This is a genomic window from Duncaniella dubosii (assembly GCF_004803915.1).
GTDB lineage: Bacteria > Bacteroidota > Bacteroidia > Bacteroidales > Muribaculaceae > Duncaniella > Duncaniella dubosii.
The window spans coordinates 2638589-2654988 of sequence record NZ_CP039396.1 but is presented as its reverse complement, the minus strand read 5'-3'; the positions used below and the strand labels follow the sequence as shown (position 1 = coordinate 2654988).

Genomic DNA, 16400 nt, shown 5'->3' with positions numbered 1-16400 from the left:
GTGGTAAATAACGTTAAGCTTCCTGAGTAAGCTTGATGATTGCGAAGACGGCATAGTTGATAATATCCATGTAGTTCGAGTCAATTCCTTCGGAGACAGTCGTAGCACCGCCATTGCCTTCGATTTCCTTGACACGCTGAAGTTTCGTGAGGATAAAATCCGTGTAGGAATTCACCCTCATTCCGCGCCAAGCGTCTCCATAGTCGTGGGTCTTGGCCGCCATTAAGCGACGCGCTTCTTCTGCATAACGGTCATAGAGGGCTGTGGCCTCGCCGGGATTGATGTCAGACTCGTCGGCATAACCGAGCTGGAGCTGTATCAAGCCTATGAGACCGTAATTGACGATAGCCATGAACTCTCCGAGTATTCCCTCGTCGACCATAGCCTCACCCTCTTCAAGCGTGCGGATGCGCTTGGCCTTGATGTAGAGCTGATCTGTTATCGAACGTGGACGCATGATGCGCCAAGATGCGCCGTAGTCGACAAGCTTGTTTACAAAAACCTCACGGCATTTGCCGAGGGCACTGTCAAACTGGCTGAGAGTCGACCGGACTGATGATGTGGTTGATGTCATTTTGTCTGTTAATGATGAATAAAAGCCGTGGCACTTTCCGGGACTTATTGTCAATCCGGAATCGTGCCACGGCTCAAGCGGTTATAATCAGCAGTCACAAAGTCAGACGGAGAGCCGGACACATCCGGGACATATCATCATGAACCTGACTGCAAAATTTGACAGAAAGATTACTTGCCGAGGAGACCTTCGACACGGAGGAGGTTGTCGCCGTCGTTGAGAACATAGTAGATGTTCTTAAGATAGCGGAGGGCATCGGTCTGCTCGTTGTCAAGCTGATAGGCTTTTTCAAGATACTTGACAGCCTCAAGGATGATGGGACGCATAGTCTCATAGTTATACTTGTTGTATTCCTGCTGTGACATATTTGCTGCTCCCTCGTCGAGATCATTGTATTCCTGCACGAGCATACGGCCAAAATAAAGGTTGTTGAGTGCTCCATCAGGTTCAATAGTCACTGCCTTCTGATAGGCTTCCTTAGCACCCTTGAAGTCATTCTGCTGTTCAAGAAGCACTCCGAGCGAAAGATAATAGGCTGCATTGTTAGGATCGGCTGCGATAGCATTGTTGAGCATAGTCTTGGCCTTATCGAAATCCTTGCTTTCGATATAGCTGTTGACTACACGCTGAAGGAATTTGGGATCAGATGTACCGAACTTGTCAAGAGCCTGCTGCGAATAGCGGAGCTTGCGGGGTTCGTCCTGCATCTGATATGCCACGCTGTAGGCATAGTCATACGCATTCGCATCGTCATACCCCTTTTCAAGAAGAGCGTCGAATGTTGCGGCAGCCTTGTCGAGCATCTCAGCCTGCCATGCGGCAAGCGCGCAGTTATACATAATCTGTGTAGCTGTCGAATCTGGAAGTGCTGCGGGTGCATTCTTGCCGAGACGCGGATTGGCGGGAATTTCAAGATAGTCGTTGAAAGCCTCATAAGCCTTCTTGTAGTCATGAGCTTCCCAGTAAGCAGCACCGGCGTTCAGGAAGTCATTTGCATGACCGGCAATCTGGCTTACGATATCCTTGGAAAATTTAGTCTTCTGCTTGCCTTTTGCATCAACAACAGTATCGACATCCAGAGCTTTCATTCCATAGTTATAGCCGTCAAGAAGGGCGTTGCTCATGTCAATGATGTTTACATCCTGACCGAAAGTCTTCTTGGCGAAAAGATCGTCATAGAGTTTGAAACCGGCCTTACCGGGAATCCAATAGGTCTGGGCATCCTTGTCGGTTTCAGGATTTGAAAATGCAGGTGTGATAGCCTGAAGTGCTTTCTGATAGGCTGCATAGCTATCGGCGCTCTTGAATGCTTTCTCGGCTTCCTTAACCACGGCCACCTGTGCGGTCATGGAAGCTGCGGTGAGAAGTCCCACGGTTAAGACGCAGATTTTTTTCATAATAGATTTAATTAGTATTAGGGGATTAATTTATTAAATTCTGAATTGTTTTACCTGATTTTCCGATTTTGTTGCGGTTCAAGCTTCGTCGTCATTGACATCGGGCTCTTCCTCATCAATCTCGTCATCCTCGATAATCTCTTCATCATCCATGTCATCGAAAGCAAGGACTCCGTCAGCAGGAATTTCGGAAACCACTTCCTGTACCTCTACCTCCTCGACTTCCTCCTCGGGATCGGAATCGACACAGCATACGGATGCGATGGTATCGTTACGTTTCTCAAGATTAATGATACGCACACCCTGTGTAGCACGTCCCTGCACACGGATGTCGGCCACATGGATTCGGATAGTTATACCGCTCTTGTTGATAATCACAAGGTCATTATCGTCATTGACACTCTCAATAGCGACAAGACGTCCGGTCTTTTCCGTGATATTCATAGTGCGAACGCCCTTGCCGCCTCGGTTGGTCACGCGATAGACGGGAACTTTCTCGGTCACACCTGCTTCATTCGTCACTTCAGCATCAAGAGGAGTGCGTTTGCCATAGCCACGTTCACTCAGCACCATGACATCATTGGCAGTGCCCTCGGGCATACATATCATGCCGACAACCTCGTCGTCATCATTGTCAAGAGTCATGCCACGCACGCCGGCCGACATACGGCCCATCTCGCGGACCTTATTCTCGGGGAAACGGATGGCACGGCCATTACGGTTGGCAAGGAGAATCTCACTGTTGCCATCGGTCATTTCAACTGTAAGCAGTTCGTCACCCTCACGGATGATGATTGCGTTGACACCACGTGCACGCGGACGGGAATAAGCCTCAAGACGGGTCTTCTTGATCACACCCTTCTTGGTCGCGAACACGAGATTGTGTGTGCGCACGAAATCTGCATCGCCAAGCGACTTGGTGCAGATGAATGCCTTGACTGAATCGTCAGGCTCGATGTTAAGCATGTTCTGGATGGCACGTCCCTTCGAGTTTTCGCCCCCTCGGGTATTTCATAGACTTTAAGCCAGTAGCAGCGTCCCTTCTGAGTGAAGAAGAGCATATAATTGTGCATTGAAGCCGGATAGATATGCTCGATGAAATCTTCATTTCGCGTGTCTGATCCCTTTGCGCCTACACCGCCACGGTTCTGTGCGCGGAACTCGCTGAGCTGTGTGCGCTTGATATAGCCGAGATGCGAGATAGTGATGATCATGTCATCATCGGCATAGAAATCCTCTGCATTGAAGTCACCGGCGGTATAGTCGATATCCGTACGGCGTGCATCGCCATACTTGTCACGGATTTCTATAAGTTCGCTCTTGATAAGCTCACGGCAGGTGTGCTCGTCGGAAAGGATCAGTTCGAGGCGGGCAATCTCTTTCTCAAGAGCCTCGTATTCATTGCGAAGTTTATCCTGTTCGAGACCGGTGAGCTGGCGCAGACGCATCTCGACGATGGCGGCAGTCTGCGGGTCTGTCAGGCCGAAACGGGCTTTCAGCGACTCGCGGGCACTCTGGGTGTCGGATGCTCCACGGATAATCTTGATTACTTCGTCTATATTCTGTGAAGCGATGATGAGTCCTTCCAGAATGTGGGCGCGTTCCTGAGCCTTGTTAAGCTCAAACTTCGTGCGACGGATGACAACTTCATGACGGTGGCTGACAAATTCGCCGATAAGATCCTTTAGATTGAGCGTTTTCGGCCGGCCGTTGACAAGCGCGACATTATTGACACTGAATGAAGCCTGCATCTGGGTCATCTTATAGAGCTTGTTGAGCACGACACTTGCGTTTGCGTCGCTCTTGAGCTTGATGACTATGCGCATGCCCTTGTAGTTACTCTCGTCGTTGATGTCGGCAATGCCGTCGAGCTTCTTGTCGTTGACAAGCTGGGCTATGTAAGTGATGAGTTCGGCCTTGTTTACACCGTAAGGAATTTCAGTAACGATGATATTTTCATGATTGTCCTCGACCTCGATTTCAGCCTTCGAACGGATCACGACACGTCCGCGGCCTGTCTCATAAGCCTCTTTCACACCATTGTAGCCGTAAATCGTACCGCCGGTGGGGAAGTCGGGCGCGGGGATGAATTTCATGAGCCCCTCGATAGTAATCTCAGGGTCATCGATATACGCCACACAGGCATTGATTGATTCAGCGAGGTTGTGGGTCGGCATGTTTGTGGCCATACCGACGGCGATACCAGAAGCACCGTTTACAAGCAGATTCGGGAAACGGGTCGGAAGGACAACGGGCTCATCACGCGTATTGTCATAGTTGCGCTGGAAATCCACCGTATCACTGTCAATATCAGCGAGCATTTCTTCACCGAGCTTGTCAAGACGGACTTCGGTGTAACGCATGGCGGCAGCGCCGTCACCGTCCACAGAGCCGAAGTTACCGTGACCGTCGACAAGGGTGTAGCGCATGGCCCAAGGCTGCGCGAGACGAACGACCGTACCGTAGATCGATGAGTCGCCGTGAGGATGGTACTTACCCATAACCTCACCGACACAGTTGGCCGATTTCTTGTGAGCGCGGTCAGACGTATTGCCCATTTCGTTCATTCCGAAGAGCACACGGCGGTGTACAGGCTTCAAACCGTCTCTGACATCAGGGAGGGCTCGCGACACTATAACCGACATCGAGTAGTCGATGTAGGCGCTCTTCATCTCGTTTTCAATATTGATTTTAATGATGCGGTCTGCTTCAATCATAGCTTTTACAATGCGGAGGCCGATATTCCCCGGAGATAATTCAATGCGGAAAAGCGGCCTCGAAAAACTTTTTCTTCTTTATAATTTGTGTAGTCGATGAAATCCTAAGGATTTTTCCCGACAAAGGTAAGAAATTTTTTGTAAAAATCGTATCTTTGCAGAGCAAGAAATGTTTTTTAATTGTTATTAGAATATAAAGGCTGACTTTGGCACAGTTTTTGTTATATCAATCATCGCCGGAGCCATTCCCCACAATATGACAACCATTCATATTTTACGCTTCAGTGGCCCGACACAAAAAACGAATTAAACCAAAACCACATCTTCTCACACAAGCCGCCGACACACTGTAATCCCTGTCACGATGGCTTAAACAATTCACCACTTAACCAAGACAAGAAAGATAAAAAACAATATGGACATCGTTTATTCAAGAAAATTCAAAGAAATAATCTCCGATGCTCCAAGACAGGCGGCCCGCCACAACAGCCGCTATGTCATGCCTGAGCACTTGTTGCTGTCACTTCTGACAGACATGGAAGGAGATCCCGCACGCCTTGTCGACCGTGCCGCCAAAGGAGTGTCAGCCTACGAGTTGCGCGAGAACCTTGACAAAGCTTTGTTCAATGCCGCCACCGAACAGGGCTATCAGGGAACGGTCGGCATTAACGAGGTGAGTCTCAGCGATCTTACAGGACGAATCATAAAGCTCAGTGTGCTTGAAGCAAGAATGCTGAAAAGCAACGAGGTCGACTCCACCCACCTGCTGCTTGCCATATTCCACAATTCCGATGCCCAGAACTCGGAATTCATGGAAGCGTTCAACCGCGCAGGAATAACCTACGAGGCACTCTACAGACTCGTAGCCGCCGATGCCGACATCCCGACCGCACTCAATTCCGAGTTTGCCGGAGACGAGGACGATGATGACGAAATGCCTCCCCGTCAGTCGCCTGAAAGCCACAACTCGCCTCAGTCAGACCGCAAACGTCAGGCATCCACCGCCCAGCGTCGAGGAAATGACACGCCTGTGCTTGACAAATATGGCAATGACATGACACTCGCCGCCGAGGAAAACCGTCTTGATCCGGTCGTCGGCCGTGATGTCGAGATCGAGCGTCTTGCCCAGATTCTCAGCCGACGCAAGAAGAACAACCCGGTGCTCATCGGCGAACCCGGTGTCGGTAAATCGGCAATAGTCGAAGGGCTCGCCCTCCGCATTGTCCAGCGTAAGGTGTCGCGCATTCTTTTCGGCAAGCGCGTGGTGTCGCTCGACATGGCATCAATCGTGGCCGGCACAAAGTATCGCGGTCAATTTGAAGAGCGCATCAAGGCTATACTCGACGAACTGTCGAAGAACAGAGATATCATCCTCTTTATCGACGAGCTTCACACGATAGTCGGCGCAGGCAATGCCGCCGGCTCGATGGATGCCGCCAATCTGCTGAAACCGGCACTCGCACGCGGCGAAATCCAGTGCATAGGCGCGACAACACTCGACGAATACCGCAAGAATATCGAAAACGACGGTGCTCTCGAACGCCGTTTCCAGAAAGTGATGGTCGAACCGACGACTTCGGAAGAAACACGCATCATTCTCGACAATATAAAAGACAAGTATGAGGAGCACCACAATGTGAACTATACCCCGAAGCACTCGATGCCTGCGTACAGCTCACCGAACGCTATGTGTCTGACCGGAACTTCCCCGACAAAGCTATCGACGCAATGGACGAGGCCGGCAGCCGCGTACACGTGACAAACATAGCCGTTCCCAAGGAAATCGAACAGCTCGAACAGCACATCGAAGAGGTCTCGGCACAGAAGCTCCGCGCCGCACAGTCACAGAACTTCGAAAAAGCCGCATCTTACCGCGACAAGGAGCAGCAGCTAAAAGCGATGCTTCAGGATGCGAAGACAAAATGGGAAGAGCAGCTCAACTCAATGCGTGAGACTGTCGATGCCGACAAGGTGGCTGAAGTAGTGGCCATGATGACCGGCGTACCCGTCCAGAGGGTCGCTCAGGCAGAAGGCAAGCGACTTAAAGAGATGTCGCCGGCACTCAAAAGCATTATAATCGGACAGGATCCGGCTATCGACAAAGTGGTGAAGGCCATCCAGCGCAACCGCATCGGCCTCAAAGACCCGAATAAACCGATCGGCACATTCCTGTTCCTCGGCCCGACAGGTGTCGGCAAGACCCACCTTGCCAAAAAACTGGCCGAATACATGTTTGACTCAGCCGACACACTCATCCGTATCGACATGAGCGAATATATGGAAAAATTCACCGTCTCGCGTCTTGTCGGAGCGCCTCCGGGATATGTGGGTTATGAGGAAGGCGGCCAGCTGACTGAAAAAGTACGCCGTCACCCCTACTCTATCGTGCTTCTCGATGAAATCGAGAAAGCCCACCCCGATGTGTTCAACCTGCTTCTGCAGGTGATGGACGAAGGACGCCTGACCGACTCGCTCGGACGTCGTATAGATTTCAAGAACACCGTTGTCATCATGACATCCAACATCGGTTCGCGCCAGCTCAAGGACTTCGGTGGCGGCATCGGATTCACATCGCGTCCGGCCGACGACAAGGAATATAGCCAAGGTGTGCTGCGCAAAGCGCTCAACAAGGCTTTTGCGCCGGAATTCCTCAACCGTATCGACGACATAATCATGTTTGATCCCCTGTCGAAAGAAGCCATTTTCAAAATAATCGACATCGAGCTCTCCGGCTTCAACAAACGGGTAAAGGAACTCGGCTACACGCTCAACATATCCAACGAAGCCCGCGACTTCATCGCAGAGAAAGGCTACGACGCTCAATTCGGTGCCCGTCCATTGAAACGAGCCATCCAGAAATATCTTGAAGACAAGCTGGCGGAGCTCATTATCGAAGCGGAGCTGCATTCCGGCGACGAAATCAGAGTGACATACAAACCGGGCGACGATGAACTCACCACTGAAATCATCAAAGGCTGCTCCACGCACCCTGAACTCCCCGAAGCAGACACTGTGGGCAATACCGACAGCCCTGTGACTTCTGAAGACAACAAATAAGCCAACTGCCCCTACACATACAAGGCTGTGTCGAAATCAAACGTTCCGACACAGCCTTGCTTGTATCCTTATGTGTGTACAGCTGTCGTTATGAATCTGAAACCGCCGTTTAGGCTTAAGAGAACGACATCCGCATATCATATCAAGCACGCTGCCTTGCATAATAAATTTCAAAATGACACGTCCCTTACTTTTTCAGAATTTTCAAAATCTGCGAGAACAGCCATTTTATTAAGAACCAGAAGACCAAATATGATGCGGATATGACCAACAGTGCAGTCCAATAACCGGGACAAGCACAAGTAACGATAAAAAGTATCAGTATCGCCCAAAGAACTATTCCAATCATAGCAAGTATACGATTTATAGGTTAATTTTTTGCCTCTTCTTATCTGTATTTTAATCGATATTCACACCATCTTTCAGAGCCTGTGCGAGCCATGCGAATACGCAGAGAATAATAATGATGAATGACATATCTGACCTGATTTAGAAATTACACTGAAAGTCTTCATGACTTTCAGTGGCGAAATTAACAGCACAACGGGCAATAACACTGCCCATCAAAGTTAAATAATATTATCAAGGCATATTATAATATGTCCTTGGCTCCGGCAGTTCGGTTTAATATCCGAGAACTGGGTAAAAGAAGACGCACACCACCTGAAAAGCCGTGAAAAATTCGTAACTTCGTAGCCGGAAAAATTTTTATAATAGTTTGACTCTGAATATGGTTGTCGGCAAACAGATTTATAAGCGCCCTCTATTACTTATGCTTGTTGCGTTTATCGTGGCAAGCGTGGCTGTGTCGTGTGGTAGCAATCCGGAAATAGACCGTCAGTTGACCAAGGCGGAGGAGATTATGGAGCAGCATCCTGATTCAGCCTATATGCTGTTGAATGGTATTGACAAAGAAACTCTTTCAACCAAGAAAGAGAAGGCTCGTTACGCCTTGCTTATGTCGATGGCCCTTGACAAGAACTATATAGACACCACGACTTTTGATGTCCTTCAGCCGGCAATTGACTATTATCTTGACAATGGTACGCCCGATGAGAAATTAAGGACTTATTATTATCAAGGTCGTATATTTGACAATCGTCAGGATAAAGACAACGCCCTTAGTACTTTTGCAAAGGCCCTTGACAACACAGTCGGAGTAAGAGATTCATTGTGTATAGCTCGTGCTCTTGTTGCTCAAGCCGGCTTATATAACGACTTTTATGATTTTGAAGCATATACGAGAAATCATCTAAGAGCGGCAAAGATCTATAAGAAATACTCATACGACTATTATGAGCTTGATTGTTTGCTGAATGCTCTAAATGGCGCAAATCTATTGAATGACAAATCGCTTGCTGACAGCATACTGAGTCTTTGCAATACCTTTAATAATCTCGATAAAAACCAGCAACAATCGTTAAACAAGTATAAATTGTTATATGCGGCACGACATGGGTCAAAGAAAGTATTAGCAGAAATTCTCAGTAAACAACCCCCAGGAACTAACAACAGTCCAAATTTGAGGCTAATCCTTGCATTGGCATACCATAGATTTGGAAATAATGAAAAGGCAAAGAATTACCTCGATTCGGTATTTGAAAGTGGGGAAAAATTCGACACACTGAGATATCTGTCAATATCTGTAACCGTTTTAAGAGACCTAAAAGACTTTGAAGGCGCATTATCCAGTTACTGGGATTTTAGCCATAGACAGGATGCAATTAATTCTGCGAAGTTTGAGCAAAAATCAAAGTCTATAGAGGAAAAGCACGAATTAGAGCTTAAAGCACAAGAGGACGAGAGACGAAGGAGTCAAGTAGTTTGGGGCAGCATCGGCATAGTGATGCTTCTGTGTATTGTTATATTGGCTTACTCTCTGTATGTCAAAAAGATGAAAATAGAGCATACCAACGACCTGCTCGTACAACCGTCCGCGACAGCAGGTATAGCTTAAAAAAATAGCCGTCCAGGTTTTGGGCGGCTATTTTTGTGAGAGTTTCCAGCGGTCGGGAAGCAGGTCGCGGTATTTTTCGATCGGGGTGTTTGGCGGCCATGCGGCACATCGGTCGATTATGTCGCAGAAGTAGTCGAAGACGTTGACTCCGCAGCGGTGGCAGGTGATCGCAAGAGAGTGGTACAGGGCGGCGGCTTCGGCTCCGGAGTGGGAGCCGATTGTAAGTCGGCGACGGGTCAGGGATATGTAGCGGTTGATTCGCTCGACTTCGTTGTTGTCGAGTCTGTAGGTGGGTGAGGCAAAGATGCGTGGTATCTCGTCCCATTGTTTGAGTGCATGTTCGGTGGCGGCGAGCAGCGGGTCGTCGGGTGGCACGCCGATGCGGTCTTTGACTGCTGTCAGTCTCATGCGGATTTTCTCGAGCATCACCTTGGAGTATCGTTGTCTCCACTCAAGGTGCTTTCCCGCCGTCCATCCGTCTTTGCCTATGCGGTGCTGATGCTCGAAGTGGTAAAGGAGTCCGAAGAGCTTTGCTATTTCCTGCGCCTTTGGATTGTCTTTCAGATCGAGAAACTTTCGCTTGATGTGCTGCAGGCATGGCAAGCGTTTTATCCCGCTCATCCCACCGATTCCGATATGCCGGTATCCCGAGTAATAGTCGCACTGGAAGGCTCCGTTGAAGCCTTTTATGTGTTGCTCGAAGACTTCGGCCGAGCGGGAGCCGTCGTCATAGAAGAAGTACACAAGCCCGGTTGTCATGCCGACGAACACCCATATGTAGCCTTTCTTGATCTTTCTTCCCGAAGGAGTTGCCACCTGCAGCCGCACTTTCTGATAGGTCTCGTCACCGCAGATATAATTGTCCGCGACTATTGCCTGACCCAGCGCCTTGTATAGATTTTCCAGATGTACCCTTACCTTACTTACGAGCTTCTGTGCGGTGCCTTTGTCAAGGTCGAAGCCGTGGGCACGGAAGTATTCGACAGCATTTTCAAGTGGCATGCAGTGGAGATAGCGTAGCTCGGCGAGTCCGGCTATGAAGGAAGATGTATACTGCGAGTTAAGCAGCGGTGTGGCGGGTGCGGAACCTTTGTATATTTTCTCGTCCTGCACGTATTTTCTGACCTTGTAGATAATTTTTTTGAAGCGCATCGGCTCCATGACGTAGCGCACGACATCGCACTCGCCGATAAACGTCGCCGCCTCGGGATTGAAGTCCGGACTGTCAGGCTCCACTATAATGGTCTCCACCTCACACTCCGGATGCGTCTTCCTTTTGGCGCCGTTGTTGGTACGTTTCTTCTCTGGCTTCTGCTGTCGAGTTTCGGATGTGGCAGGAGTCGTCACCGGTTTCTTCTGACGCTCCGACGGCGAGCCCTGCAGACGCTGCACTGCCTGACGCGCGGCTTTCTCTTTGCTCAGTTCCGCACTTTTGCCTTTCATAGCCTCCTCCATTGAGGCCATTTGCTTGCGCAGTTCATCTACAGTCGCCACAAGCTTCTCGTTGGTCGACTGCAGCTTTTCATTGGATAAAGTAAGCGAGCTGACAGAGGCCAACGCCTCGTCGAGCCGCCCTTGAAGGAACTCGATCTGACGTTGCAGAAACTCTATCAACTCGTTCTTTTTCATGGTGTAAAGTTACAAAAAATATCTGACATTTGCAACTTTCCACGCCATTTATTTATTTGATTAACAAATTATTAAGCCTTATTTTACGGCCATTCTGAAGCGATTTTCGACCATCACCTTCACAGGCGTGAGGCCCCTCATCAGCATATAGAAATCGTCCCATTGGAGCCTGCGCACGCCGTCATCGCCCTTTTTGAGCACCTCCCGGAAACGGCCTCGCGACAGTCTTTTTGTGTACATCAAAAATCCGTCGCCATCCCATTTCAACGCCTTCATGGTCTTGCGGTCCTTTGAGAAAAACACATACACATCGCCCGATGCCGGAGAATGCCCCTTCCACGACCACACCATCTGGGCCAGACCCCGGATGCCGTAGCGCATCGATACCGGCTGCCGGCATACCCAGAGCCGCATATCCGCCTCAAGACTCCACATCACTCCTGCGTGTCATGACATCCACCAGAAGCGCCAGCCCCTCCGCGCTTATCTCTCCCAGACTCACGCCTCGGCCCCAACCGAGTTCGATGTGCACGTCACGCACGACACTGGTGGCACCGACATCCCGGCTCTCATCCGCAACCTGAATACCGGGAACCTTAACCTCCCGGAATAACGGCCCGCCACCTTCCCGCGACGAATCCGGTCTCTCCGGCAGACTGCGTTGATAATCGCTTATGCTGATTTTGCGGCGCCGAAGCCACTCATAAAGCCGCTGGACGTTGACGCCGGTACCGGCACAGAAACGGTTCAATGCGATATAGCCGTCTGTCTCGCATTGATTCTTGTAACGCGTCCATGTCTCTGAATAGACATCGGACAAAGACTTGTTATAACCCATGATTCTTTTTGTCGACAAAGATACAACTCTCTTTCGGAGTTCGTCAATATGCTATCGCGGATGGTTGTACACCTGCTCAAAATTCAGAATTTACAGAACGATCTTTTTGAAAAGAATAAACAGCAGGAAGAAATGTCGGGCAAGATTGAAAGTCTGTTCCGAACGCGATTCAGGCTGCTTGACGGACTTGCCTCGTCATATTTTGAATGTAGGGAGACCGGACAGGAACAGAAACGTATATATGCCGATGTCAAAAACTCTCTCAACGATTTCAGTTCCGATACCGCCACGCAGGAGCTGACAGATGTGGTCAACGGATACAAAAACGGACTGATGGAACATTTCAAAGCTGACTACCCCAAATTGTCGGCCTCGCAATATCGCCTCGCGCTTTATCTTTTCTGTGGATTTTCACTGCCGTCGATAAGCATATTCATCGGCACTGACCTTCGCAATATCTATGTTTATAAATCCCGCCTGAAATCCATAATTTCGAAGAGCGAGACACCTCGCAAAGAGGAATACCTCAAATATTTCGCCTGATGCGGAGTCTTGTTAGGCAATGTTAGATTTTATTTTTGGGCATATCTGAATATCAACACCTTACATCGACCGATGTAAGGTGTTGTAGTTTGTAGTCAGGCTGATTGGACGTAATTTTGCATCGTAAATCAAAACCAAATAGTATGATGCAATCGTTCAAATACGGACTTACCGCAACTGTGGGATATATGGTACTACTTACAGTTTTGCTCGTTCTGACAGCATGGATTGAAGGAAACGGAATGAGCTACATCTACTACGACCTTATCTCTCCTTTCAATGCAGTTCTGTCGGCAATATGTGGTATAATTGTGTTCTTTACCGGATACCGTTTTCCTCGAATCTTTTCGCGCATGGTTGCAGACTATAAATCGGAGTATCCCGATGTGCCCGAAAAATATGTTATCCAAATCTGCCGGGAAAACTGATGAAAAGGTACTCATTAAATATCGCAACCGGCTGTTTTCTTGCAAGTCTGTTTATCTGTATCGGAAAACGTCCTCCGATTATCGTCTGGTATCTTGTTGCAATCGGAACACTGTCCTTGATAGCATACATACGATATGGGCAAAAATATAAGAATCTATAATCACAAAACGCTATAAATATGAGACCAATATTCATTTTCATTATCACTCTGTTCTGTGCTTTGTGTGCATTTGCACAGACAGAAACTCCTGACAGCGTGAAGGCACTGGAACTTAACGAAGTTGTGGTTGAGGCTCAGATGCAGCGTACCTCTTCCAATGTCACTACCTATTATCCTGACAGGAACAGCAAGCGTACTGCACAGAATGCAATAGATCTTCTTAGCAGTATGGCTATACCTCAGATAAACGTAAATCCGATTGGAGGCACAGTGACGACACCAAGCGGTGACGAAGTGTCAATTTATATTGACATGGAGCCGGCTACGCAAGAGGAAAAAGATGCTTTACGCCCGGAGGACGTCAAAAAAGTGGAATATTTTGTTTTTCCAACCGATCCGCGTTTCAACCATGCCAAATATGTGATAAACATCACATTGAAGCATTATAATTACGGAGGATATGCCAAGGTATCCGGTACCGGCAACATAATGGCAGGTTCCGGCAGTGGCGTTGCTTACGCAAAGATGTCATACAAGCGCATGACATACGACATAAGCGTGAACGATAAATACACCGACCGTCATCACACGGGGAATGAGCAAACACAGGTGTTCCGATTTCCCGATAATAATGGCGAAATCAATGAAATAACCCGCAGTAATCTACTTGAAGGCAGCCGCTTTCAGCAAAATCAATTCGGAGCCTCGTTCCGAGCCAAATACACATCTGACAAGGCTGTAATCTCCAACAGTTTCTTTTTCACTGCACTAAACACCCCCAACAGTTCTTATAACGGTAAACTGGTGTTTTCTTCAGATGCGTTTAGCAACAGCGACTACACAAACTCGTTAAACTCGACATATCTCTATCCTCGGTGGAGAGGTAATTATTACTTTGACTTAGGCAAAGGATTCAAGCTAAATGCCATACCTTCATTCTTCTATCAGCACACTGAGTCAGACCGCAGATATGCCTCAGACAATACTGATATTAGAACTGACGCAACAGAGGATGCAGTAACCGGTGAATTGCAGATACAGCTTAACAAGTCTTTTGACAGATACCACACTCTTGACGTTAACATATTGGGCATTTATTATAATAATCGAGTGAAATACACAGGTAATACTGTGGCCACACCGGAATTCAACCAGTTCGCTTATGGCGGCATTGTCGGATACACTTTTGCCAAAGACTGCCTTTACAGTCAATTATCGGTAGGTTTTGCCGGAGAGTCGAACAAAATCAGCGGAGTACGCACAAATAGCCTAATCCCACTGGTCAATCTCAACTCCCAGTATGCTTTTAATCAGAAAAATCAGATCAGTCTCTCGGCTATGCTGAACATACGCCCCGTTGAGGCATCTGAAAAAACGCCTGACATAATCCAGGAGAATGAACTGCTGTATAAGACTGGTAACCTTCATCTGAAAAATGTGAAAGTAAGTAAGGTCACTCTTGATTACACTTGGCTACCCAACAATAAGTTTTCATTGTCGGCATTTACAGGCTGGAGTAGAGATTTCAACCGCATAGTGCCTGTTTTCACGCCTGATGGTCCAGACGGTCTGATGATTCGCACTTTGGAAAATGACGGATATTATCAGAATTTCTATTTCGGAACGTCATTAACAGCCAAACTGCTGAACCGCTCACTGGTACTTCGAGCCACTCCGCAGATGTGGTTTGAGAAAATATCCGGAATATATGCCGATACGAACAGTTATCTGTCGCTTTCACTTAACGCTACTTATTATATCGGCAAATTCTATGTCTCGGCGTATTATTCACCTGCTTTCAGGGAGTTGGTATCACAAAGCCTTACGGCGACTTCTGTAAAGCGCAAAACCAGTTACCAACTGAAAGTCGGATGGAGCAACGGTTCATGGAATTTCACAGCAGCTGCTGTCAACATTTTCCGTCGCAATTGGATCTCCGAGACATCAAGGCTCGAAAGCAAATGGTTTGACCAGTACACGACAGAATACGGGGCTTCCAGTCATCAGTTTGTAAGCCTTACGGCAAGCTATATATTCGGCTTTGGCAAGAAGGTGCGTCGCGGAGATGAAGTGCAGACAATGGGCGCAGGAAATTCAGCCATAATGAAATAAGACAACAAACAGCTTTATCATATAATCAAGGAAAGTCAACCCCGGCAGTGATTGCCGGGGTTGACTTTTTTTTAATCCGTCGTTGAGTTGTATGGCTTATCCACACCCCGATGCAATTCATTCCTTACAAATCGGCATCAAATGTACAACCATCCGCGATAGCATATTGACGAACTCCGAAAGAGAGTTGTATCTTTGTCGACAAAAAGAATCATGGGTTATAACAAGTCTTTGTCCGATGTCTATTCAGAGACATGGACGCGTTACAAGAATCAATGCGAGACAGACGGCTATATCGCATTGAACCGTTTCTGTGCCGGTACCGGCGTCAACGTCCAGCGGCTTTATGAGTGGCTTCGGCGCCGCAAAATCAGCATAAGCGATTATCAACGCAGTCTGCCGGAGAGACCGGATTCGTCGCGGGAAGGTGGCGGGCCGTTATTCCGGGAGGTTAAGGTTCCCGGTATTCAGGTTGCGGATGAGAGCCGGGATGTCGGTGCCACCAGTGTCGTGCGTGACGTGCACATCGAACTCGGTTGGGGCCGAGGCGTGAGTCTGGGAGAGATAAGCGCGGAGGGGCTGGCGCTTCTGGTGGATGTCATGACACGCAGGAGTGATGTGGAGTCTTGAGGCGGATATGCGGCTCTGGGTATGCCGGCAGCCGGTATCGATGCGCTACGGCATCCGGGGTCTGGCCCAGATGGTGTGGTCGTGGAAGGGGCATTCTCCGGCATCGGGCGATGTGTATGTGTTTTTCTCAAAGGACCGCAAGACCATGAAGGCGTTGAAATGGGATGGCGACGGATTTTTGATGTACACAAAAAGACTGTCGCGAGGCCGTTTCCGGGAGGTGCTCAAAAAGGGCGATGACGGCGTGCGCAGGCTCCAATGGGACGATTTCTATATGCTGATGAGGGGCCTCACGCCTGTGAAGGTGATGGTCGAAAATCGCTTCAGAATGGCCGTAAAATAAGGCTTAATAATTTG

At 48.5% G+C, this 16400-nt stretch carries 11 protein-coding genes and 2 pseudogenes; 7 read left to right on the top strand and 6 right to left on the bottom strand.

Annotation, left to right across the window (positions count from 1 at the left end; genetic code table 11):
* Nucleotides 1-13 precede the first annotated feature (13 nt).
* The 3 genes and pseudogenes from E7747_RS11845 to gyrA all read right to left on the bottom strand — a co-directional run bounded on the left by E7747_RS11845 (nt 14) and on the right by gyrA (nt 4688).
* Complete coding sequence (locus E7747_RS11845; protein ID WP_136416136.1) at nt 14-574, bottom strand: DUF1599 domain-containing protein; 561 nt, start codon at nt 572-574, stop codon at nt 14-16.
* Nucleotides 575-744: 170 nt separating this feature from the next.
* Nucleotides 745-1947: a tetratricopeptide repeat protein gene (locus E7747_RS11840; protein WP_168185328.1), complete on the bottom strand. Its 1203-nt coding sequence runs from the start codon at nt 1945-1947 to the stop codon at nt 745-747.
* 102 nt (nt 1948-2049) lie between these two features.
* Nucleotides 2050-4688 (bottom strand): annotated as a pseudogene (gyrA, locus tag E7747_RS11835) (DNA gyrase subunit A).
* A gap of 415 nt (nt 4689-5103) precedes the next feature.
* Between gyrA and E7747_RS11830 the strand changes: the two are divergent.
* Nucleotides 5104-7655 (top strand): annotated as a pseudogene (locus tag E7747_RS11830) (ATP-dependent Clp protease ATP-binding subunit); the annotation flags it as partial.
* A gap of 820 nt (nt 7656-8475) precedes the next feature.
* The gene (locus tag E7747_RS11825; protein ID WP_136416134.1) at nt 8476-9702 is read left to right on the top strand and encodes a hypothetical protein; all 1227 of its coding nucleotides are present in this window, start codon (nt 8476-8478) and stop codon (nt 9700-9702) included.
* 27 nt (nt 9703-9729) lie between these two features.
* Here the strand turns inward: E7747_RS11825 and tnpC are convergent, their stop codons facing one another.
* The 3 genes from tnpC to E7747_RS11810 form a co-directional block, all read right to left on the bottom strand.
* Entirely contained in the window at nt 9730-11331 is a 1602-nt protein-coding gene (tnpC, locus tag E7747_RS11820; protein ID WP_136413423.1) for an IS66 family transposase, read from the bottom strand.
* Between the two features lie 78 nt (nt 11332-11409).
* Nucleotides 11410-11766, bottom strand: coding sequence for an IS66 family insertion sequence element accessory protein TnpB (gene tnpB / locus E7747_RS11815; protein ID WP_136413421.1), 357 nt, complete (start codon nt 11764-11766; stop codon nt 11410-11412).
* Nucleotides 11753-12169 (bottom strand): hypothetical protein, encoded by a 417-nt coding sequence (locus tag E7747_RS11810; protein ID WP_136413419.1) that lies wholly within the window; start codon nt 12167-12169, stop codon nt 11753-11755. Before E7747_RS11810 ends, tnpB (E7747_RS11815) begins: the two co-directional genes overlap by 14 nt.
* A gap of 60 nt (nt 12170-12229) precedes the next feature.
* On the opposite strand from E7747_RS11810, the gene E7747_RS11805 reads away from it, so the two are divergent.
* The 5 genes from E7747_RS11805 to tnpB (E7747_RS11785) all read left to right on the top strand — a co-directional run bounded on the left by E7747_RS11805 (nt 12230) and on the right by tnpB (E7747_RS11785) (nt 16386).
* The gene (locus E7747_RS11805; RefSeq protein WP_228449147.1) at nt 12230-12712 is read left to right on the top strand and encodes a hypothetical protein; all 483 of its coding nucleotides are present in this window, start codon (nt 12230-12232) and stop codon (nt 12710-12712) included.
* 188 nt (nt 12713-12900) lie between these two features.
* The gene (locus E7747_RS11800) at nt 12901-13140 is read left to right on the top strand and encodes a hypothetical protein (protein ID WP_136416131.1); all 240 of its coding nucleotides are present in this window, start codon (nt 12901-12903) and stop codon (nt 13138-13140) included.
* Between the two features lie 179 nt (nt 13141-13319).
* Nucleotides 13320-15413, top strand: a complete 2094-nt coding sequence (locus E7747_RS11795; RefSeq protein WP_136416129.1) for a TonB-dependent receptor — start codon at nt 13320-13322, stop codon at nt 15411-15413.
* Nucleotides 15414-15626: 213 nt separating this feature from the next.
* Nucleotides 15627-16043 (top strand): hypothetical protein, encoded by a 417-nt coding sequence (locus E7747_RS11790; protein ID WP_136413419.1) that lies wholly within the window; start codon nt 15627-15629, stop codon nt 16041-16043.
* Entirely contained in the window at nt 16030-16386 is a 357-nt protein-coding gene (gene tnpB / locus E7747_RS11785; RefSeq protein ID WP_136413421.1) for an IS66 family insertion sequence element accessory protein TnpB, read from the top strand. The genes E7747_RS11790 and tnpB (E7747_RS11785) overlap by 14 nt, the downstream gene beginning before the upstream one ends.
* The last annotated feature ends 14 nt before the right edge of the window (nt 16387-16400 follow it).